21 protein-coding genes are annotated in these 22,793 nt (G+C 39.5%); 17 read left to right on the top strand and 4 right to left on the bottom strand.

From position 1 onward, the window contains the following. Positions 1-25 precede the first annotated feature (25 nt). Genes ABMY35_RS11195 through ABMY35_RS11185 form a run of 3 tightly spaced genes read left to right on the top strand, consistent with a single transcriptional unit; the run spans position 26 to position 4,834 of the window. Positions 26-1,273 carry a sugar MFS transporter gene (locus ABMY35_RS11195; protein WP_349286272.1) on the top strand — a complete coding sequence of 416 codons (1,248 nt, stop codon included), beginning with the start codon at positions 26-28 and terminating at the stop codon, positions 1,271-1,273. Between the two features lie 4 nt (positions 1,274-1,277). After that, complete coding sequence (locus ABMY35_RS11190; RefSeq protein WP_349286271.1) at positions 1,278-3,824, top strand: exo 1,3/1,4-beta-D-glucan glucohydrolase; 2,547 nt, start codon at positions 1,278-1,280, stop codon at positions 3,822-3,824. A gap of 2 nt (positions 3,825-3,826) precedes the next feature. Continuing rightward, the gene (locus tag ABMY35_RS11185; protein WP_349286270.1) at positions 3,827-4,834 is read left to right on the top strand and encodes a glucokinase; all 1,008 of its coding nucleotides are present in this window, start codon (positions 3,827-3,829) and stop codon (positions 4,832-4,834) included. A gap of 6 nt (positions 4,835-4,840) precedes the next feature. Here ABMY35_RS11185 and mutH read toward each other — a convergent pair whose 3' ends face one another. The 4 genes from mutH to ABMY35_RS11165 form a co-directional block, all read right to left on the bottom strand. Next, entirely contained in the window at positions 4,841-5,515 is a 675-nt protein-coding gene (gene mutH / locus ABMY35_RS11180) for a DNA mismatch repair endonuclease MutH (protein WP_349286269.1), read from the bottom strand. Between the two features lie 217 nt (positions 5,516-5,732). Further along, a complete protein-coding gene (locus ABMY35_RS11175; RefSeq protein WP_349286268.1) occupies positions 5,733-6,092 on the bottom strand; it encodes a hypothetical protein in 360 nt (119 codons plus the stop codon). A 9-nt stretch (positions 6,093-6,101) separates the two neighbouring features. Continuing rightward, positions 6,102-8,105, bottom strand: a complete 2,004-nt coding sequence (locus tag ABMY35_RS11170) for a methyl-accepting chemotaxis protein (protein ID WP_349286267.1) — start codon at positions 8,103-8,105, stop codon at positions 6,102-6,104. A 178-nt stretch (positions 8,106-8,283) separates the two neighbouring features. Continuing rightward, complete coding sequence (locus ABMY35_RS11165) at positions 8,284-9,090, bottom strand: sulfite exporter TauE/SafE family protein (RefSeq protein ID WP_349286266.1); 807 nt, start codon at positions 9,088-9,090, stop codon at positions 8,284-8,286. Positions 9,091-9,729: 639 nt separating this feature from the next. On the opposite strand from ABMY35_RS11165, the gene ABMY35_RS11160 reads away from it, so the two are divergent. The 14 genes from ABMY35_RS11160 to ABMY35_RS11095 all read left to right on the top strand — a co-directional run bounded on the left by ABMY35_RS11160 (position 9,730) and on the right by ABMY35_RS11095 (position 22,759). After that, positions 9,730-10,704 carry a DUF1852 domain-containing protein gene (locus ABMY35_RS11160; RefSeq protein WP_349286265.1) on the top strand — a complete coding sequence of 325 codons (975 nt, stop codon included), beginning with the start codon at positions 9,730-9,732 and terminating at the stop codon, positions 10,702-10,704. 79 nt (positions 10,705-10,783) lie between these two features. Beyond that, positions 10,784-11,812: a methionine synthase gene (locus ABMY35_RS11155; protein WP_349286264.1), complete on the top strand. Its 1,029-nt coding sequence runs from the start codon at positions 10,784-10,786 to the stop codon at positions 11,810-11,812. A 181-nt stretch (positions 11,813-11,993) separates the two neighbouring features. Continuing rightward, positions 11,994-12,431 (top strand): hypothetical protein, encoded by a 438-nt coding sequence (locus ABMY35_RS11150; RefSeq protein ID WP_349286263.1) that lies wholly within the window; start codon positions 11,994-11,996, stop codon positions 12,429-12,431. A gap of 624 nt (positions 12,432-13,055) precedes the next feature. Further along, complete coding sequence (gene rppH, locus ABMY35_RS11145) at positions 13,056-13,583, top strand: RNA pyrophosphohydrolase (RefSeq protein ID WP_349286262.1); 528 nt, start codon at positions 13,056-13,058, stop codon at positions 13,581-13,583. 15 nt (positions 13,584-13,598) lie between these two features. Further along, positions 13,599-15,872, top strand: a complete 2,274-nt coding sequence (gene ptsP, locus ABMY35_RS11140; RefSeq protein ID WP_349286261.1) for a phosphoenolpyruvate--protein phosphotransferase — start codon at positions 13,599-13,601, stop codon at positions 15,870-15,872. A gap of 84 nt (positions 15,873-15,956) precedes the next feature. Beyond that, a complete protein-coding gene (locus ABMY35_RS11135; RefSeq protein WP_349286260.1) occupies positions 15,957-16,769 on the top strand; it encodes a sulfite exporter TauE/SafE family protein in 813 nt (270 codons plus the stop codon). 9 nt (positions 16,770-16,778) lie between these two features. Next, positions 16,779-17,567: a prolipoprotein diacylglyceryl transferase gene (lgt, locus tag ABMY35_RS11130; RefSeq protein ID WP_349286259.1), complete on the top strand. Its 789-nt coding sequence runs from the start codon at positions 16,779-16,781 to the stop codon at positions 17,565-17,567. Between the two features lie 15 nt (positions 17,568-17,582). Then, positions 17,583-18,416 carry a thymidylate synthase gene (locus tag ABMY35_RS11125; RefSeq protein ID WP_349286258.1) on the top strand — a complete coding sequence of 278 codons (834 nt, stop codon included), beginning with the start codon at positions 17,583-17,585 and terminating at the stop codon, positions 18,414-18,416. Positions 18,417-19,054: 638 nt separating this feature from the next. Further along, positions 19,055-19,240, top strand: coding sequence for a hypothetical protein (locus ABMY35_RS11120; RefSeq protein WP_349286257.1), 186 nt, complete (start codon positions 19,055-19,057; stop codon positions 19,238-19,240). Next, entirely contained in the window at positions 19,240-19,428 is a 189-nt protein-coding gene (locus ABMY35_RS11115; RefSeq protein WP_349286256.1) for a YrzE family protein, read from the top strand. The genes ABMY35_RS11120 and ABMY35_RS11115 overlap by 1 nt, the downstream gene beginning before the upstream one ends. Before the next feature lie 49 nt (positions 19,429-19,477). Continuing rightward, complete coding sequence (locus ABMY35_RS11110; protein WP_349286255.1) at positions 19,478-19,780, top strand: hypothetical protein; 303 nt, start codon at positions 19,478-19,480, stop codon at positions 19,778-19,780. 1,222 nt (positions 19,781-21,002) lie between these two features. Beyond that, the gene (locus ABMY35_RS11105; protein WP_349286254.1) at positions 21,003-21,530 is read left to right on the top strand and encodes a hypothetical protein; all 528 of its coding nucleotides are present in this window, start codon (positions 21,003-21,005) and stop codon (positions 21,528-21,530) included. A gap of 162 nt (positions 21,531-21,692) precedes the next feature. Beyond that, entirely contained in the window at positions 21,693-22,310 is a 618-nt protein-coding gene (locus tag ABMY35_RS11100) for a hypothetical protein (protein ID WP_349286253.1), read from the top strand. Positions 22,311-22,324: 14 nt separating this feature from the next. Next, entirely contained in the window at positions 22,325-22,759 is a 435-nt protein-coding gene (locus ABMY35_RS11095) for a DUF4402 domain-containing protein (RefSeq protein ID WP_349286252.1), read from the top strand. Positions 22,760-22,793: the final 34 nt, after the last annotated feature.

Genomic DNA, 22,793 nt, shown 5'->3' with positions numbered 1-22,793 from the left:
GGGTTCGGCATGCTGGAATATGACTATGGCAAGCTCTATAGGTACTTTTGATACAAACAATCAGGTTGAACAACCGCAAAATAATACCTTTGCGTTGATCACCTTAACCACTTTGTTTTTTATGTGGGGGTTCATCACCTGTCTTAACGACATTCTAATTCCTTATTTAAAAAACGCTTTCTCCCTCACTTACACTCAAGCCATGCTAGTGCAATTTTGCTTCTTTGGCGCTTATTTTATCGTGTCGATCCCTGCTGGCACTTTAGTGAGTAAAATTGGCTTTAAAAAGGGCATAATCACGGGCCTTGTAATAGCTAGTCTTGGGTGCTTTTTATTTTATCCTGCGGCGGCTTTGGGCGTGTATGCCTTATTCCTAGGGGCGCTATTTGTACTGGCTGCAGGTATCACGGTCTTGCAAGTGTCTGCTAATCCTTTTGTCAGTGCACTTGGGCCTGCAAAAACAGCTTCTTCGCGTTTGACTATGACGCAAGCGTTTAACTCTTTAGGTACAACTGTTGCGCCATTTTTTGGTGCTTGGCTGATTTTCTCAGAGACAAATGCAGCTGCGCAAACTGATGCAACGGCAGTACAAGTGCCTTATTTATTTTTAGCGCTGACGCTATTGGCTTTAGCTGTAGTATTCGCCTTTATTAAGCTGCCAGAGTTGGGTAAAAGTGAACAATCAACTCCGTCAATTCAAACCGCACTGAAATATACGCACCTTAAACTCGGTGCGATTGGCATCTTTTTATATGTGGGTGCGGAAGTCGCTATCGGTAGTTTTTTAGTGAACTTTTTACACGACCCAAATATTGCTGGTTTGAATGAAGCACAAGCCGCTAAGTTAATCGCCTATTACTGGGGCGGTGCCATGATCGGTCGCTTTATCGGTGCTGTTGTGATGCAAAAAATCGCAGCGGGCAAAGTACTGGCATTCAATGCTGTGATGGCCATTGTCTTGCTTGTGGTTGCAGTGATGTCAGACGGCGCTGTGGCGAAGTGGTCAATTTTGGCTGTCGGTTTATTCAATTCAATCATGTTCCCAACCATCTTCAGTCTAGCAATCAATAAATTAGGCGATGCAGCAAGTCATGGCGCAGGCTTACTTTGTCTTGCCATTGTTGGTGGTGCAATCGTGCCATTATTCCAGGGCATGCTTGCCGATGTCGTCGGTGTTCAACTGTCTTTCTTATTGCCAGCACTGTGTTATGTGTTCATTGGCTACTTCGGCTTAAAAGGCCATAAACCTGTAAATAGCTCTTCTGAGAGGTAATAAAATGAAGCGTTTAAAGAAATCATTCGTTGCAGTGATGGTCACAGGTTTGTTGGCATCATGTGCAAAACAAAACGACACTGTTGAGGTAGAAAAGTCTGGTTTAGATATATGGCCGACAATTAACTCTGAAGTTAAAAAAGACCCGGAGATTGAGCGACAAGTCGCTGAATTACTGGAAAAAATGACGTTAGAGCAAAAAATAGCGCAAATGATCCAACCTGAGATCCGCGACATCACAGTAGAAGATATGCGTCGCTACGGCTTTGGCTCATACCTCAATGGCGGTGGTGCATTTCCAAATAACAATAAACATTCCAGTGTGAAAGATTGGGTTGATTTAGCTGAGGCCATGTATCAAGCATCGGTTGATGATTCACTAGATGGCATCAATATTCCAACCATGTGGGGCACCGATGCGGTACATGGTCACAACAATGTGATTGGGGCGACGTTATTCCCGCATAATATCGGCTTAGGTGCAGCAAATAATCCAGACTTGATTGTAAAAATTGCCGAAGTAACCGCAAAAGAAGTGATGGCAACCGGTATCGATTGGGTATTCGCGCCAACCGTCGCTACGGTTCGTGATGATAGATGGGGTCGAACTTACGAAGGTTACTCTGAAGATCCTGAAATAGTGAAAGAATATGCTGCTGCGATTGTTCATGGGTTGCAGGGTACACAAGGCGATAACTTCTTAGGTGACGATCGTGTTATTAGTACGGTTAAGCACTTTGTGGGTGACGGCGGCACGGTAAAAGGCGATGACCAAGGTAATAACATCGACTCAGAGTTGGATTTATTCAACATTCACTCGCAAGGTTATGTGGGCGGTTTAACTGCGGGCGCTCAGTCTGTGATGGCGTCTTTCAATAGCTGGAATGGTGAGAAAATTCACGGCAATAAATACCTGCTTAACGACGTTTTAAAAGATAAAATGGGCTTTGATGGCTTTGTGGTAGGTGACTGGAACGGCCATGGTCAGATCAAAGGGTGTAGCAACCATGACTGTCCGCAAGCGTTGAATGCAGGTCTTGATGTATACATGGTACCAACGGATGCATGGAAACCCTTGATGGAAAACACCATCAAGCAAGTGCGTGCTGGAGTTATTCCTATGTCACGTATTGACGATGCGGTAACGCGTATTTTACGCGTGAAATTCCGTGCAGGTTTATTCGATAAAGCAAGCCCTGCAAATCGTCCATATGCTAATAAAACAGAATTGATCGGTCATGCTGAGCACCGTGAGGTTGCAAAGCAGGCAGTGCGTGAATCTCTAGTATTGCTTAAAAATAACGATAACTTACTGCCACTTTCACCTAAGCAGAATATTCTGATTGCGGGCGATGCGGCGAACAATATTGGTAAGCAATCAGGTGGCTGGACAATTACTTGGCAAGGCACCAACAATGAAAACGCCGACTTTCCTGGTGGCTCTTCAATCTACGACGGTCTTGCCGAACAAATCAAAGCTTCTGGTGGCAAGGTTACGCTTAGCGAAGACGGTAGTTTTGAAAACAAACCTGATGTTGCCATTGTGGTGTTTGGTGAAGAGCCATACGCGGAAGGCCATGGTGACAAAGAAAACCTCGTGTATCAACAAGGTGATAAACGTGATTTAGCCTTACTGAAAAAGCTAAAAGCGCAAGGTATACCGGTGATTTCAGTGTTTATCAGTGGCCGCCCACTTTGGGTTAATCCAGAGCTAAATGCCAGTGATGCTTTTGTCGCTGCTTGGTTACCAGGTTCTGAAGGCGATGCGGTTGCAGATGTGCTGCTCAAAGATAAAGCGGGTATGGTACAAAATGACTTTAAAGGTAAGCTGTCATTCTCTTGGCCTAGTCACCCAAGTAAGCCGGTAAATCGATTTGACACCGATTATGAACCATTACTGCCTTATGGCTTTGGTTTGCAGTACGGTGATAAGTCTGTGTTATCAAATAGCTTGAGTGAAAAAGTTGAGCTTGATAACGGTGCAGATGCAAACAGCTATGTATTCAAAGGGAAGACTTTCGCGCCTTGGCAAATGCGTTTGTTCTCAGGACCAAACAATCAAGCTGTGATGTCGAGCAGTATCGCTCTAAAAGGCCTTGAGTACCGCACAATAGATAAACATATCCAAGAAGACGCTTTCAAACTGCTTTGGACTAGTCAAGAGAATGCGGGTATGGAATTTGTCAGCAAAAGTTGGTTTAGAGAAGACTTATCTATGATGCAAGCCAGTAATGCCGCACTAGTGATTGAGCTCATGCGCGATGGCCTTGCAGAGCAGCCTGTGATTATTTCAAGCCATTGTGAAAGTGAAGGCGATAAACCAGGTAGCTGTCGAGCACAGGTAGACATCACTGAGCAGTTGAATAGATTACCAGACACGCAATGGCAGAATTTATCAATTGACTTAAATTGCTTTGCTAAACAAGGTTTGAAATATAGCCAAGTGATCATGCCATTTGCAATTTCTACAAGCGGTAAGGCAAATCTATCTATCAGTGACATTCACTTTGCGCCTGAGCAAGGTAAGTCTGCCAGCATTCAGTGTGAGTGATTATGGATAATGTAACTGAAATTAGACTTGTTGCGGATATTGGTGGTACCAATATCCGCATTGCGCAAGCAACGAAAAACAATCAGTTAACGCATGTCAGCACATATAAATGTGCTGACTTTGCTGAACTGTCTGATGTGCTTAAGTTGTATATTGCTGAACAAGAAATCGCAGGTAAGGCTTTACATGCTTGTCTTGCGATTGCCTGTCCGACTGATGAAGATTGGATCTCAATGACAAACTTGCCATGGGCGTTTTCGCAAACTGCGCTTAAGGCAGAATTGGGCTTACAAAGCTTGTATTTAATTAATGACTACAAAGCCATCGCGATGTCAGTACCTTTTTTAAATGATGAGCAAAAGTGTTATATTCGAGGGCCACAGCAGGGCAGAGCTAATAGCACCATTTCGATTTGTGGGCCAGGAACTGGGCTTGGGGTTGCGACCCTCACACCGGTTACAATGCAAGGTAATCATTGCTGGCATTGTATTAACTCAGAAGGCGGGCATATTGATTTTGCACCGGTAGATGAGCTGGACTTGATCATTTTCAACTACCTCGATAGCAGAAAACCACGGATCTCTTATGAGCAATTATTATCAGGCTATGGGTTAGAGCAGATCTATAGTGCGATTGTAGATTACCAAAACACTATAGAGGGGAGTCATGCCGCGGTAAACAAAACCAGTTTGAGCGCGGCTGAGATTTCGCATAATGCTATTACAGTAAATTGTGGTTTATGTCGTTTGGCACTTCAACAATTTTGTAAAGTGTTAGGCAGCTTTGCAGGTAATCTTGCATTACTTAATAGCAGCTTTGGTGGGATCTATATCGCTGGAGGTATTGTGCCTAGGTTCATCGAATTTCTAAAACAAGGTGACTTTGGCGAACGTTTTATTGCAAAAGGGCGCCTTTCTCATATTGCGGAGCAGACACCTGTGTTTGTGATCACAGAGCCACAACCGGGCTTGTTAGGCGCGGCTGTATTCTTGAACCAGGAAATAACCTAGCTGAGCTTAAAGCCCAAACTGTTCTGCTAGGATCTGGGCGGTGAATGGAATTTTCAAGTAATAACCGCGCGGCAAAGTTTGTGTCATTGTACCGTTTGGCCCAATGACATCAGTTAACACTTTGCTGTTCGCGGCTTTTGGTCTAATTTGCATCACCTCACCTAAATGGCCAGATATTTCATTTATTCGGCCAAGTGAGATCAGCTCCATTTGCTCTTCCCAGTCTCTTTGCAATTGATGCTCTTGTGCTAAGCTTGGTTGCCACAAAAATCCAGATCCGATAGTTCTATCTATCGGTTGAATGGTTTTTTCAGCAAGAATCGGCAGCCATAAAACATGGGTTAGCTTTTTCTTAACGGTACTCGATTGCCAAGTCATACCAGTTAGGTTAGTTAGCGGAACAACCGATACATAAGTCGTTTCAAGTGGTTTGCCGTTAAAGCCAATGGGTATGGTTTTAAGCTCGATGCCCAAGTGCTCAAAGTCAGGAACTGGTTTTGAGCCTGCGGTGGCACCCAGTACATATTCTAATAATTGACCTTGCCAGCCTTTTTCACGTAATAAATGTTCTGGGGTTTTAAAGTTAAAGTCAGCCGCAATCTCGCCTAAGGTTAGCCCTGCAATTTGCTCAACGCGTTGCATGAGTTCATTAACGGTGAGTGGCGGAGAAGGTTTTAGCATTGAAATATCTCTGAGTTATAACAAAGCTATTGTAACTAATGCTAATACAAGCAGCTAATTTAAATTTTATTGAAAAAAATAATACTAAGGCGTGTTTGTCTTTGAATTGTGTTCAAACTTCAAAGACAAACACGGGCCAGATTGACTAGATTCATTCAAGCATCATGGCAACTCGAAAAGTCGTTTTAAAAAGCGAACAAAAGTTTTAGGTATCTTATTACCCATCACATTTATTAAATTCCTCGTTGGCTTTTTCATAAACCGTACAAAAGTCATCACTGCCATTACTTGCTTTAATTTGCTGTCCATCAAACAGTGCATTGATGACTTTAGATTTAGTCACCGTTAGGCGTTTATTTCGACATGATTTAACAGCCATTGTGCCACACTCAGCTGCAGTTGCGGCTTCTTTGAATTTTGAACATTTTTGTTTCCCTTTACATTTCTTGTAACTAATTTTCTCTTTCCCAGGGCAAGCCGTTCGAGTGTACTTTATTTCGCAAGTACCAGCCTGTGTTGCACCACTGAAGGTAAAAGAAGGGACGACAATTATTAAGCATAATAAAAATAATCGCATGGGTTGCTCCTAGGTTTTGAATTTACTCAAAAGTTCTCTTTGGGTTTCTGCCATAGAAGCTAGCTGCTGACTTGCTTGATTATTTTCTTCAGCATGAGAAGCAGAAAGCTCCGTGATGTGTTGCATTTCTTTCATATTTTCATTTTGCGTGACAGCGGCAATACTCTGTTGCTCAGCGGCGGTCGCGATTTGTTGACTCATATCTTTAATGTTCGTGATGCCACTTAAAATTGAACCAAGCATCTCGTCTACATTTTGAATGCCATCGACGCATTGCTGAGTTTCTTGCTGTGATTTAGACATGGTTGCAACAGCTTGTTTGGCACCTTGTTGCAGGTTCTCTATCGCTTGTTGAATCTCTTGTGTGGCATCATGGGCTTTACTCGCCAAGGTTCTCACCTCATCGGCAACAACTGCAAAGCCTCGACCTTGTTCTCCAGCCCTAGCTGCCTCAATGGCTGCATTTAAAGCCAGTAAGTTAGTTTGCTCAGCAACGCCCCGAATAATGTCTAACACAGAGCTGATGTTATTCGTGTCATCGTTCAGGGTTTCTATCACTGTCGCTGATTGCTTAATGGCATCGGCAAGCAAGTGAATGTTGTCTATGTTTTGACTGAGTAATATTTGTCCTTGTTCAGCATCATTATTCGACTTTTCAACTTGTTCCAAAGTGTGATGAATACTATTAGACACTGACTGCACAGTGTCAGTCATTTCTGCAATTGAGTGAGTCATTACCTGCATTTTGTTGTTTTGAGAAGAGGCACTGTCAAAGCTCTGCTTGGCGATGGTATTTGTTTCTTCTGCTGTGGTCGCTAGGCTATTAGAATTATGGGCTATTTCTTTTAAGGTATTTCTTAAGGTATTAACCAAGCTTTGCATATTATCAGCGAGTTCACCTAACTCATCATCACGCATTTTAGTGAAGTGAACGGTCATGTCTCCAGTCGCGGCTTGTTTTATTTGTGTTACTGCATGATGCAGAGGCTTTTTGATGGAGTTAGTTACAAAGTAGGCGACAGATGCAGACAAGCATAGGGTGATCAGCGTTAAGATTGTGGTAATTAACTGATTTTGATTCACCGACTCAAGTGCATCATTCTTAATTTCGTTGGAGGTTACTTTAATCTTGTCGTTTAACCTAATCAGTATTTCTCTGGCATTATTACCCTGATGCTTAGCTTGTTTAAGCTGCTCTGATACTTCTTTTTGGCGATTTAGGCTATCCAATCTTGCTTTGATAGCACTTTTGTCACCGACAAGTGCAGCTAAAAATCGCTCTAAATTGTCAGCCATCAAAGAAACAGACTCATCGTCTTTGAGTTCTGACGATTGTGAAAATTTATTAAATAATCCTTTTAACTCCTCCTTAGAGTCTTTTAAAGCAGATTCGATACTGAGTATTTCAAAAGTGATATTTGAAGTTAAAGCAGCGTTCGCTTCATCTACACTGCTTTCTATAAGGGTGACAAACTCAGTGATAGAATCATTGGTGCTTTCATTTTCACTTAACCCCTCTAAATCATATGCAAGGCTTAAGCTTTCATCACCCATATCTCCAAACTCTCGAGCGCGTTCTTGAGTAATAGAGAGTAACGTAAGTAATTTAAAGTAATCAGTAATAACCTGATCACTCGCTTTAAGAAAGGTAGTGTTTAATGTTTTAGTTTCTTCTAATAAGGCGTATGAGTCACTATTAGGTTCAATAAATTGACTGAGTGATTGAATTGCTAAGTCATTATTTACATTTGCTTGCTTTATTAAATCACGTAATCGAGTGGCTTCTTGCTCATTTTCAGTCGTGGAAAGCTCTATCAGAGATAACTCAGTGATTAGTATGTTTTGTGCCAGATCTGCGCCTGCAATAAGTGTAGGTACGCTTTTTTCACTCATTTGTTCAACCCCGGAACCGATAGAGCGTATTCCCATTAAGGCAACTAGATAAATAACTATGGAGAGCAAAAGTAATATTGCAAAACCACCAAATATTCGAAGTGATACTGTTAGTTTCATATCAACTCTACACTTTTCAGAGATTGTTTAACGTATAGCAGTAATTTGTTTGTTTTTCGAACAACTTTTAATTGGTGATAAATTTGAGCTCGATTTATAGCCAGAAGAACTCTAGCTTTCGCAATGACTGGTTTTGTGATGTTGCTGTAAAAAGGGGCTTTTAAGCCCCTAAAAATGATTAAACGACCATGTTTACAGCCATTATGACTAACAGGCCTGAGAACGCTTTTTTAATGGTAGATACCGGTAAGCTCTGTGTAGCCTTGGCACCAAGGGGAGCGGTAAACCAAGATGTGCAAACAATACCAAGTAGCGCAGGTAAATATACAAACCCGGCAAAGCCATCAGTCATTGCAAAATGGCTACTGCCTGAGCTGATATAACCAATTGAGCCAAATAGAGCGATAACGATGCCGCAAGCTGATGCGCAGCCAATGGCCTTTTTCATATCGACCGAAAAAAAGCTCAAAAGTGGTACTAAAAGGGCACCGCCGCCAATACCTATCATGGCTGAAAAGCCCCCAGTAATGGTAGTTAATATAGTTAATACACCTTTGTTTGGTAAAGTACGCTCGCTTGGGGTGTCGGTTTTACTGCTTAAAAACATTTTTAGTGCAATAAGTACAACACTCACTGCAAATACAATTCTTACAATGTGCTCAGGTAAAAGTGCAGCCAAAAAGCCGCTTATTAGTGCGCCAAGGGCCACACCTGTCAAGATCCAAGGAGCTAATTCCCATGGCACGTTACCATTTTTATGATGTGCAATAGCCGAAGAAGACGAGGTGAACAAGATTGAAGCCAAAGAAGTCGCAATGGCTGTAACAACCACTTGTTCAGCAGGCAACACCTCAAAATGCAGTAAGATAATACTCAATATTGGCACGATAACTAAACCGCCACCAATACCTAATAATCCCGCTAAAAAGCCCACAACACTACCAAGTAATGCGCAGTACAACACCAATAGTATTAATTCACTCATTCCATTTTCTCTTCATTAAGATATATACCATTTTTATTAACTAACTAATAATTCTAGCGAGCTAAAAAACCCAATAACGTCGTCTGAAATTTCTTATATAGAACAGAGGTCTACCAAATTACATCCAAGTTATTGGTCTTTTTTTCTGTCGCAATAATGAGTCAGAAGTTTAATGCAATTGGTATAACGCCTTGCTCAGATGTTGCTAACGAATAGACATCCAGACTTCTCAGGAGTATATCAACATCTCAATGGCTTGTTTTTCTTAAATGAGAGATAAGCTTTGAAAAATCCTCATGTTTTGTATGAAGGAAATAGATACAAGAGAATATTATTTTTAGACGTCTAGATTTCTGTTGTGGTTTTCTAAATAATTTGGCTTTTCATTGTTCAACATGGGTAAGTATTACCCCAGCAACGTGAATCTAACTCATGTTTTAGGTGAAATTAAACCGTTTTTATTCAAGTTATAGAATCCGTATAACTAATAGTGCTCCGAACGCAAGACCAAACGAATTTAAGTATTCCTTAGTAAGTCTGTAAAAGATAAACATGATTTACTTAGATATTCAGTAAAGGCTAGGTAAGTGAAGGGAGCAGCAATTTACTATTTATCTCATTAAAAAGGGTACAAAGCACATGAGTCACGATTTTAATTTCAGCATTAAAACGCAGCGCCTTGACGAACATTACGAGCCGTCAACCAGCACACGTATCACCACTAACTTTGCAAATTTAGCCCGTGGCGAAAGTCGTCAGTCAAACTTACGTAATGCCTTAACCATGATCGACAGCCGCTTTAATGCATTAGCCCATTGGGATAACCCCAATGCCGACCGTTATGCTGTTGAGTTAGAAATTGTGTCAGTAGATATGGATATTACGGGGAGTGACGAAGCATTCCCGTCGATTGAGGTACTGAAAACTTACATTTTAGATAAGCAAACGAATGAGCGAATTGAAGGCATAGTGGGCAACAACTTCTCGTCTTATGTTCGTGACTACGATTTTAGCGTTCTGCTTTTAGACCACAATAAAGACAAGTCAAAATTTAGCATTCCTGAAGACTTTGGCGATCTGCACGGTAAGTTATTCCAGTATTTTGTAAATTCACAGACTTATAAAAACAACTTTAAAAAGCCACCAGTGATCTGTTTATCAGTATCAGATAACAAAACCTATCGTCGAACAGAAAACCAGCATCCAGTTCTAGGTTTTGAATATTTACCGAATGAGTCGTCACTGACAGAGCAATATTTCCAAAAGATGGGCTTGCAAGTGCGTTATTTTATGCCGCCAAACAGTGTTGCGCCTTTTGCATTTTACTTCTTTGGTGACTTATTAAACGACTATAGTAACCTAGAGCTTATAAGCACCATTAGCACGATGGAGACGTTCCAAAAGATCTATCGCCCAGAGATTTATAACGCCAACGCGGTTGCAGGCAAGGTTTATAAACCAAACCTGAAAAACCTTGATCATTCGCTTACACAAATCATCTATGACCGTGAAGAGCGCAGTCGTTTAGCCAAAGAGCAAGGTAAGTTTGCTGAAGAGTATTTTATAAAGCCTTACCAAAATATTCTGGCTCAGTGGTCGTCAAACTTCGCTTAATTATCTATTTGCATATAAATAAAGACCTTACACATAGGTAAGGTCGAGTGCTTAATCACCCTAGAAAAGAATTAGTAAAATGAAAACATTATTACCGACATCAACAGCAGGCAGTTTGCCAAAACCATCTTGGTTAGCACAACCAGAAGTGCTTTGGTCACCATGGAAGTTATCAGGACAAGAATTAATTGATGGCAAACACGATGCATTACGTGTGTCATTACAAGAGCAGTATCAAACTGGTTTAGACATTGTCAGCGATGGTGAACAAACCAGACAACACTTTGTCACGACCTTTATTGAGCATCTTGATGGAGTTGATTTTGAAAACCGCCGCACAGTTAAAATCCGTGACCGTTATGATGCCAGTGTGCCGACGGTTTATGGGCCTGTTTCCCGTCAAAAACCTGTATTTGTAGAAGACGCAAAGTTCTTACGAGCGCAAACAGATAAGCCGATTAAATGGGCATTGCCAGGTCCAATGACCATGGTTGATACTTTATTTGATGACCATTATAAAAGTCGAGAAAAATTGGCTTGGGAATTTGCTGTGATCCTTAACCAAGAGGCCAAAGAACTAGAAGCGGCTGGTGTCGATATTATCCAGTTTGATGAGCCTGCGTTTAATGTTTTCTTTGAAGAAGTAAATGAATGGGGCATTAAATGTCTTGAACGTGCCATTGAAGGCTTAAGCTGTGAAACGGCAGTACATATTTGTTATGGCTATGGCATTAAAGCCAACACTGATTGGAAGAAAACTCTGGGTTCAGAGTGGCGTCAATATGAAGAGGTATTTCCAAAGCTTCAGCAATCAAACATAGATATTATCTCTCTTGAATGTCATAACTCTCGTGTACCAATAGAACTGCTTTCTTTGATCCGTGGTAAAAAAGTCATGGTTGGCGCTATTGATGTGGCAACCAATACCATTGAGACACCAGAAGAAGTGGCCAACACATTACGTGAAGCGTTGCGTTATGTAGATGCCGACAAACTTTACCCCAGTACAAACTGTGGTTTAGCGCCACTTGCTAGAGAAGTAGCACGAGGTAAGCTAACAGCGCTAGCGAAAGGTGCTGAAATTGTTCGCAAAGAATTAGAAGCTTAACTGAGTATCAATATAAAAAACCTTTCTCATTTATTGAGAAAGGTTTTGCCTTTTTGTTGCTCTGTGGCGGTTGGTTTAATAATTTCTAAGATGCTTTAATAAAATTTAATATTTTTAGTCTATTAAACTCATGGTGTTGTATGTGACATTTGGTTTGTAAAAAATAAACAAGGAAAACAACATGACATTACGACTCATCTCAATTCTTTTTATGGCACTCATGTCTACGAACTTATCTGCTCACCAGTTCGAAGGTGATTGGCAATTTATAAAAGGTGAATATAAAACAGCGAGTGGTGAGGTACTTTATGCTGATAACTCAACGCTGGTGGCGATCAAAACAATAAAAGGCAGTAAATTTGCTTTCAACAATATGCAGCAAGGAGAATTTCTAGGCTATTTATCGGGTACGTTCACAGTTGAAGGTGATAGCTATAAAGAGCATATAAAAAAGCATGTAAAGCAAAGTGGACCGGGAGAGCACGCTGGTAAAGTATTTACTTTCCAAGGTTGGCTTGAGGAAAAGCAAGAGCACGGGCAAAAAGTAATTTATTGGCATCACAAAGGAATGGTAGCTGGTACTGAAGAAACGGAAGTTTGGAGAAAGCTAAATAAATAGCAATACTGAGAGAGTTTAATAGATTCTTTAGTCCCCCAGATTTGTTGACTACTCAATAGGCCTGTTTGGTAAAAACAGGCTTATATTTTCTTGCCCATTGCTTTAATCACGCTTCCAGCCTCCTAATTCAATAAAGTCCATGCATCGAAAGCAAACGTTTAAATAAACCGCGTACTTTTCACGTTTATTATGGCTACCAAGCGACCACAACTGACTGAAAGCCTTAATTTTTATGTCCCATTATATTTTTGTCTAAAAAGCGAGCAGGACTTTAAAAGCACTATTTTTTTGATTTTTGCTCAATAAAAACCCGCTTATTTATACAGTGGTTTATTCTACTTATATGAAATATAACACTTTTTTTAAAGTTGTTTTTTTCTTGCTGAGTTGCTTCAGCTCGTACCTTTGGATAAATACAGTAATATAAACACAGTTATCCACAGAATCTGTGGAGAAAGTGAGTTTTATACAGTATTTTTGTGGATTTAATTTATTAAAAATAAAAGTTGTTCAATTTTAAGGTTAACCTGTGGATAAGGTGGTAGAAAGCTGGAATTATATTTGCTGTAGGCATTAAGTTATGGAACAATCAAAAAATATCGACTTAAGAAATGAGGCACTAAGGTGATTGATGCCGAAGGATTTCGTGCCAATGTCGGAATTGTGATCTGTAATAATCAAGGTCAGGTTTTTTGGGCACGACGCTATGGACAACATTCATGGCAGTTTCCACAAGGTGGAGTAGACGATGGTGAAACCCCAGAACAAACCATGTACCGAGAGTTACATGAAGAAGTTGGGTTAAAACCAGAAGATGTTGAGATTGTTGCGAGTTCTAAACATTGGTTAAGGTACAAGCTGCCTAAGCGCTTGATCCGTAAAGATTCAAGCCCAGTTTGTATCGGTCAAAAACAAAAATGGTTTTTATTGAAACTACGTTGTAAAGATGAAGATGTAGACTTACTACATACGCACCATCCCGAGTTTGATGATTGGCGTTGGGTGAGTTATTGGTATCCGGTTCGTCAAGTGGTGTCTTTTAAGCGTGATGTATATCGCCGAGTGATGAAAGAGTTTGCGCCATTTGCGATGCCTTTTAATCGGAAAGAGCATATACCAAAAGAGCAAAATCATTGGCGACATCGCCGTTAAATTAAGGAGAAGATTGTGCTTGCGACATTACGAGCCATTGTTGAAGAGGTGGCGCAACAGCCCACATTAACTGAAGCACTTAATCGTTTTGTCGTTATGGTCAAAGAAGCACTCGCTACAGAGTGCTGCTCTATTTATTTTGCTGATTACAGCCAAGATAACTTTATCTTGATGGCCAGTGATGGACTCAACCCTCAGGCAATCGGTAATTTTAGAATTGGCTTTACAGAGGGCTTGGTTGGGTTAGTTGCACAACGCGAAGAGCCTATCAATATTGCCCACGCGCAGTCTCACCCAAGATTCAAACTCTCTCCTGAAGTACACGAAGAAGGCTACAACGCTTTTTTATCGGTGCCACTTGTTCATCAGAGAAAAGTCATTGGCGTTATTGTTGTACAGCAAAAGCAAGCGCGTTCATTTAGCAACGACGAAGAATCTTTTCTGATTACTTTATCAGCTCAACTAGCATCTCAACTTGCTAACACCGAAGCAAAATCAATTTTGTCTGTTGAAACAACTGCAAAAAAAACCTCCGTTTTAAAAGGGGTGTCTGGCTCTCCAGGCATTGCTTTAGGGCACGGTTTTGTTGTGATCCCAAAGCTTGATTTTGAAAGCATAGATATGCAAAAAAGCGATAATGTGGAGCAACAGAGAAAGCTTTTTGCACAAGCTGTTTCTGCGACACGGCAAGATTTTCATATTATGGCTTCAACATTCAGTGATTCTATGCCTAAAGAAGCCGTTGCGGTTTTTGAAGTATATCAGCAATTATTGGATGCCCGGAGTTTAGGCCGACAGGTCGAAGCGCAGCTTGAGCAAGGCTGGAGTGCAAAAAGCGCACTAAAATATGTCATTGAAAGTTTGGTGAGCCAATTTAATGCCATGTCTGATCCTTATATAAAAGAGCGGGCAATAGACGTAAAAGAAATAGGGTTACGTGTTTTGCATCACCTTATGAGTACAGAGCAAGCTGTTAAATTCTATCCAAAAGATACTATTTTAATTACGCATACATTGACCCCGACCATGTTGGCCGAAGTGCCAAAAGATCGCTTAAAAGGGGTGATCAGTGTGAATGGCTCTGCAAACTCTCATGCGTCTATACTTACCAGAGCCATGGGTATTCCAGCTGTTTGGGGTATTGAAGACATTCCGCTATTACAATTTGAAAACAAAGACATCATTCTAGATGCTTATGCTGGCCGAGTTTATATTTCGCCCACGCCTGCGCTTAAAAAAGAATATAAACAGTTACATCTTCAAGAAAGTAAACTACACGATAAGTTTGAAGCTGAACATCATTTAGAAGCTGTAACACTAGATGGCGAGCACATTAGCTTGTTAGTGAATGCAGGTTTGGATTTATCGACTGAGCAAGAAATTGCCAAATACTGTGATGGGGTTGGTCTGTACCGGACAGAAGCTTGGTTTATGCAAAAAGGCCAATTTCCGACACAAGCTGAACAAGAGCAATGGTATAGAGCAGTATTGACCCGTTATCACCCAGAAAATGTGGTAATGAGAACGCTCGACATTGGTGGCGATAAAGTACTCGACTATTTTAACTTTACTGAAGAAAATCCGTTTCTGGGTTGGCGTGGGATCAGGATTTCTCTAGATCATCCTGAGCTGTTGTTAGATCAGCTTAAAGCCATGTTAAAGGCCAATACGGGATTAGGTAACCTAAAAATTATGTTACCTATGGTGAGTCATACCGAAGAAGTAGATGAAGCACTTAAATTACTCGAGCAAGCTTACTTTGAATTACAAGAAGAGTGGGCTGATCAATTTATTCAAATCGAGAAACCAGAAATCGGCGTCATGCTTGAAGTGCCTTCTAGTATTTATTTACTGCCTGAGTGGGCTGACAAAGTCGACTTTTGCTCGGTCGGTAGTAATGATTTAACCCAATACTTACTGGCGGTTGATAGAAATAACGCGCAAGTGGCTGATCTTTTTGATCCATTCCATCCCAGTGTATTACGTGTACTTAACCAAGTGGCTACACAATGCCAAAATTTAGAACTGCCCTTTAGCTTATGTGGTGAGTTAGGCGGTGAACCTGAAGGCGCTATTTTATTGATAGCAATGGGTTATCGCCGTTTAAGTATGAATATTTCAACAATGAGTAAGGTGAAGTGGGTACTCAGGCGTTTAAAAGTCGCCGACATGGAAGCGCTTTTAGGTGAATGTTTAAAGCAATCGACTACCAAACAAGTTCACCGTTTACTTAAGAGTTTTATGATTGAGAATGAGTTTAGCGAACTGCTCTACCAATCTAAACACTAACTGTTTGTTAAGGTTTATTTCAGGTGTTTAATCAATTTCAAATCGGGTAAAATAGCGCGCAAATTATAAGAAGAGAATGCGTTCATGAATGACTTGTTACTGCTTGTCCTCTACTGTGCCATTTTGGGCAGTGGTGTAGGCTTTTTAGCCGGATTATTAGGGATAGGTGGTGGCCTTATCATCGTACCTGTATTAAGCGCTATTTTGTTGCATTTTGATGTTCTTCCAGCGGAACAAGTAGTGATTGCAGCGATTGCTACTTCTTTGGCTTCTATTCTATTTACCTCGACGTCTTCAGCTTTAGCTCATCATAAAAATGGTAATGTACCGTGGCAAGTCGCACCTTGGATCATGTCAGGTGTGGCATTAGGGGCTTTAGTGAGTGGCTTTATGGCCTCTTTTCTCCCAGAGGCGGTGGTTAGGATTATTTTCTCTGTTTGCGTGGTTTTAATTGCTTTAAAAATGCTCTACAGCAGCAGGAAAACAGCGACACAGTCTTCGAGAACTTTACCAAATGGCCCTATTTTAACTTTGTTTACCAGTATTACAGGCGGCCTTTCTGCGATGATTGGTATCGGAGGGGGCGCGTTACTTGTACCCTTGTTGACGTTTTTCTCAATGGATATGAAAAAAGCCATCGGCTGTGCATCCGCTTGTGGTATCGTAATCGCTTTATTTGGGTCGCTTGGTTATATCAGTGCAGGAAGTAAGCACTTTGAATTGACACAAGGCTTTGCTGGGTTTATTTATTTACCGGCTCTTGTAGGCATTGTCTCAACCTCTTGGTTTATGGCGCCAATAGGCGCAAAGTCGACGCAATATTTACCTGTTTCAACAATAAAAAAAATCTTTGCAGCGCTGCTCATAGTTATCGCTGCTAACATGATTGTTAATTAAGGAAAGGCTATGGAGTTTCCACAAATTGATCCCATCATTTTTTCGATTGGGCCTTTAAGTGTCCGTTGGTACGGACTCATGTATTTAATCGGCTTTGCGTTTGCAATGTGGTTTGGTAAGCGTCAAGCGGCAAAACCAAACTCAGGTTGGAAAACAGAAGAAGTTGATGACTTATTATTTTACGGCATGATAGGTGTGATATTAGGTGGTCGTGTTGGTTATGTGCTTTTCTATCAATTTTCCTATTTATTAGAAAATCCACTTTACCTCTTCAAAATTTGGGAAGGGGGCATGTCGTTCCATGGTGGTGCCTTAGGTGTGATCACCGCCATTTTCATTTTCGCTTGGCGCACTGAACGCTCACCTTTTGCGGTTGGTGATTTCGTTGTACCTCTTGTCCCTGTTGGACTATTGGCGGGTCGTATTGGTAACTTTATCAATGGTGAACTATGGGGCCGCACGACAGATGTTCCTTGGGCGATGGTATTCCCAACTGGAGGGCCATTACCGCGTCATCCATCGCAATTATACGAAGCTTTCTTCGAAGGCCTAGTGTTATTTATTATGCTCATCTGGTTTGCTAAAAAGCCACGCCCTACGGGCAGTGTCGCTGGCTTATTCTTATTCGGTTATGGTTTCTTTAGATTCTGTATCGAATATTTCCGCGAACCTGATGCCCATATTGGTTTATATGGTGGCCTGATTTCACAAGGTCAAATTCTATCAATGCCAATGATAATTGCTGGTCTTGGTATTATGATTTGGGCATATAAAACCCAACCCGTTGCACAAAAGTAAGAGTTATAAAACGCTATGAAACAATATTTAGAGTTAATGCGCCATGTCAAAGAGAATGGCACTAAAAAAGAAGATAGAACAGGCACAGGTACAATCAGTGTGTTTGGTTATCAGATGCGTTTTAATCTGCAAGAAGGCTTTCCGTTAGTCACCACTAAAAAGTGTCACTTGCGTTCAATTATTCATGAGTTACTTTGGTTTTTGAATGGTGAAACAAATATTCAGTACTTAAAAGATAACGGCGTAAGTATTTGGGATGGTTGGGCAACGGAAGAAGGCGAGCTCGGCCCTGTATATGGCGCTCAATGGCGTTCATGGACTGGCCCAAATGGGGAAGTAGTCGACCAAATTAAAGAGCTGATAGAACAAATTAAAACAAACCCGGATTCACGTCGTTTAATCGTAAGTGCTTGGAACCCGGCATTATTGCCTGATACTCAGTACTCTCCAAGTGAAAATGCGGCTATGGGTAAGCAAGCTCTGCCGCCATGCCATACACTGTTCCAATTCTACGTATTAGACGGCAAGTTGTCGTGCCAGCTTTATCAACGCAGTGCTGATATTTTCTTAGGAGTACCATTTAATATCGCAAGCTATGCGCTGCTAACCATGATGATTGCTCAGGTGTGTGACTTAGAAGTTGGTGACTTTATCCACACTTTTGGTGATGCACATTTATATCTTAATCATTTAGAGCAGGTTGATGAACAATTAAGCCGTACGCCTTTCCCTAAACCAAATATGAAAATAAATCCAGAAGTGAAAGACATTTTCGGCTTCAAGTTTGATGACTTCGAACTTGTTGATTACCAAGCTCACCCGCATATCAAAGCACCAGTTTCTATTTAAAATAATAAAGCTAGGGTTACAATACCCTAGCTTTATTAAAACCATTAAAAACACCTCAAAGTAAAATCTACAAAACTTCTTAATTATCTATTTCAAAGAAACATGTCCCTTAGAATTTAAAACGTTTATTTTTAATAAATGGCAATAATGATTTTGTTTAATTAATCTGTATTTTTATTTGTTAAAAATTACGAGATAATTTTTGTTTTTCTTTATATTGAATTCCTAAAATTTATTTTTAAATTTCATCTTGTAAATATTTCATAGTGTTTTAAAGTTTATTTATTTCATCATCTTACTGCTCGTATTTGCGTTTTTTATGTTTTTTTAAAGGTTTTATTTAAATGCTAATTTGACGTTTTTGTTACAGCATCCTACCTTTTAATTATTCAAGAAGTGGCTTTTTATATTGTAACTTTATTATTGGTCTTCTAGTTATTTATAACTTTTGAGGAAAGTAGTTTTTTTAAAAATGGATTTTCTTTACTCGTTATATTTTTGCGAGTCTAGGAGAAGGGAGGCTAGTTTTAGTCAGCTTAGAATGAAACTAAAACTAGCCAAATTAAACGCTATTAAATAAGGATAGCACTTAACTGTTCCGAGCCTGTCAGAAAGTTCGGATATATGGAGTATATACTATGCGTGAATTAAACGTAAAAGAAATAGAGGAAGTTAATGGGGGCCATCCAATTATTTGGCTAGGTGGTTATGTGGTTCGATATGCAGCGAAAAAGTTATTAAGGCATTCAGCAACAAAGGCTTTTGCAGCAGCCACAGGTGGAGGTTATGCAGGTGCAAAAGGTTATGACATAGGTAATAGCTAATGAAAGAGCTATCTAAAACAGAATTAAGTTATGTAAATGGCGGCTGGGTTTTAGTTATCGCAGGGATTGCCGGAGCTTTCGTTGGTGGCTATATCGCTGGGAGACAAGCTAAAGAGAAGCGGCTAATTAAGGATAGTGGAGCCAATTATAGGGATTATTGTAAAGATAACCCTAATAATTGCGCTTAATTTTAGTACTTGGAGTTACTAATGTAACTCCATTTTTAGGAGGCTTAAAATGAAAAAACATTGCCCGAAATGCAACGCTGAAATAAGCCAAAAACAAATTGATATGTTAAAGAAACAAGAAGTTATTTTGTGTAGAGATTGTTTTACTTATTTAAGGGTTTATAGGAAGAGTATACCTTTTATTATGGCAACAATTGGTGGTTTAGTTGGTGTTTACGGTGCTAGTAGAGGGGTGGATACTACATATCTTGTATTGTTTATGTCCATATTCTCATTGTTTTTTTATTTTATATTCACCCGATTTATTGGGTTTTATTATAGCTTGGAAGAAGTGGATGAAAATGAAGTTTAGTAATTCCTGCATAGGTTTTTCTGATTTACTTTTTTGAAAATTTAACTTTCATTTTTTAAATGGTATTTTCAATGCAGTTTTTACTTGTTTGTTATTGGTTAAATTGGCTTTCTAGTTAAGTTTGAAGGCTGCTTTAATAAGCAGCCCACTCGTAGTAGTTTGTAATATGAAACAAAAAACACTTGTTAGGATCGCTTGCTTTACTTCATTTTTAAATCTTTTCTTAGGGTTTTATCTATATTCAGCTAATTTCAAGCTATCAATAGTACTGTTCTCAGGGAGTATATTTTCGTTATTTTTAATGGACAATCCAAAGTTGTTATTATGTAAGAGTATAAAAGAGATTGATGAGCTTATTCCTCATGCCAAGAGTAAAATATATTTATTTTTACCTATATCTATTTGCGCGTTAATGTTTTTGTTTGAATTATACTCTTTGATAAGTTGATTGGTATTAATATTTAAATGTTATTACTAGGTATATGGATGTTTAACATGAAAAAATATTGCCCGAAATGTAACGTTGAAATGAAACAAAAGCAAATTGATATGTTAAAGAGACAAGAAATTATTTTGTGTAGAAGCTGCTCTACTTACCTAAGAATACATAGGAAGAGCATACCTTTTATTATGACAATAATTGGTGGCCTAGTCGGTGTTTACGGTGCTAGCAGAGGATTTGAAGCAATAGAACTTACCGTATATATGTCTATATTTTCATTGTTTTTTTATTTCATATTTACCCGGTTTATTGGAATTTATTACAAGTTGGAAAAAGTTGATAGTAATGATGCTTGACTTTTTAGAAGGTTTTTAAGTGTTTGCTGATATGATGAGTTTTTAGAGCGGAGAACTATATTATTTATCCTTTTTTATTTTCTTTAGTTGTTTTGGTTTTAATTATTTCGATAAAAAACAAAAAAGTTAAATTTATAGTTACATTACCATTTATGTTGGTTGGTGCAGCGAGTATTTTTGATCGAGTAACTAATTACTTTAATTAATCAAAAGAATAAGTGTAATTTAGTGTGTCATGGCTCAGAGTCTGTTGGCACACTTCTATTCCTATCTTAATATGACTTAGTAGTTGAAGTTATATTCCGCTTAACTCGCTCTCTAGAATCTGAAACTTTGTCATTGTAAAATATCAAGAGATTTAATTTTTTGTCTGATCTTAAGAGGTTTTATGCTGAGACACATTGCGTTACTTGTTATTTTTTGTGTGTTAATCGCTTGTACAAGCCCTCATAACTCATCTGTTTCAATAACTCAACCAAATAAAAAGACTGCTGATGATGCCTTTTTAATAGAGCTTCAGAACAACAAAGAAGAATTGAAGCGTTTGGTTTCTATGGAACAAGATCTTAAAGTCTTGATTGCTGCGTTATCTGAACAAAGTGATTTACAAAGCCTTCCGACTTCTTTGCGTACTAAACCAAAAATTGAACAACACAAGATAGATAAAAAGCTTCATCTAAAAAATTCACACACAAAAAAAACGCATGGGTTCAAGCTAAGCTTACAACCAGTATTCAGTGAAAGCAGTGCCAAGGCCCAACTTAACAAGGTTTATACACATCTACCTAAATTAGAGACTCTTTTAACTAGCACAATATTAAAACTAACCCAGAGGTCACAAAGTAGATTTGTGCCTACTTTAATGACTGTAAAAAACAAAGATGATGCAACTAGGCTCTGTGCCTTTATTAATAACATTGGCGTATTGTGCACAGTTGAAGAAAATAGATAATAAACTAAAGTACTAAATTTAGAATTATAGCCCTTTTCTGTTATATTGATTTTTCTCAAGAAGCAATTACTACTTTCTTGATGGTTATCAAAGAGTTTAAAGGAAAACGAAAACTCATTAGATTAACAGGGCGCTTATTAGCATTTAATTAAGGACACGGTTATGACAAAAAATTTTATCGCTCTTTCATTAGGGTTATCTCTTTCATTTTTCACTATCTCATCGTTCGCAAGCACACAGACTCAAAATGTTGATGCAAAAGTAACTGTTCAAAACACGTTTAAGCTCGAAGTAAAGCAGACATTAGATTTTGGTACAGTGAGAGCAGTATCAAAGGCATCTTCAGCGGCAGCTTTAAGTGTGCCTGCAAACCCGAATTTACAAATTTCAACAACGGCTGCTGGCGGCTCTGATCCAGCTATTATGGATATTTTAGATTCTGCCTCGGCACAACCTGCTCAGCTTACAATCGCAGAGGCCACGAAATACACGCCATTAACGATTGAATTGCCAGATGTTGGTACGACACCGGTAGAGCTTGCGACAACTGGACCTGGTACAACTCCAGTGTTTAAGATCACCGCATTTACGCTTTATGCCACAGTGGGCCAAAACGCTAACCAAGACATCGCAATAACAACAAACCAAGGCACAATCACCACAGATGGTTCTGGTAACGCAGAGTTTAACTTAGGTGCGACGCTGACGACTGATGATATTGATGGAGAATACGTAGATGGTGAATATACAGGTACAGTTGCTGTTACAGTAAGTTACTAAAATAAGGTCAGTCATTGGTTAGAAGTATATTTTTGCTTTCTTTAGTGAGCACATCAGTATTCGCTGATGTGCTTGAATCACTTGATTTTGGCACCATAGTTGTCGCAAGTAATGACAGAGTAAGTACTCTTAAATTGCCTACTAATAGTGCTATGTCATCAACCAATGACATACATATTATGGAAAGAGGCCATCCTGCAAGGCTCTTCTTTGAGGGTTTACCGGCCAATACCTTAATTAGCTTTAGTAGTTCAAATATGAATTATGAGTTAAAGGGGAGTGTGGCATCATTTTCTATTAACCAATTACTATTCAAGCCTACGGTTCAGACTAATGCATATGGTGAGATTGAGCTGGTTATCGGCGCAATTTTACAAACCTCCGGAGACGGAGCTGTATATAACGATGGAGAATATCAAGGCTCTGTCAGTATTGAACTCTCATACTAATTTTCTCGATTTTAAGGCTACCACTTTGTTTAGA

Source organism: Pseudoalteromonas sp. BZB3, assembly GCF_040104455.1.
In the GTDB taxonomy this organism is placed as follows: domain Bacteria; phylum Pseudomonadota; class Gammaproteobacteria; order Enterobacterales; family Alteromonadaceae; genus Pseudoalteromonas.
Note: the sequence above shows the minus strand (reverse complement) of the source record. Positions and strands in the feature narration are given on the sequence as shown.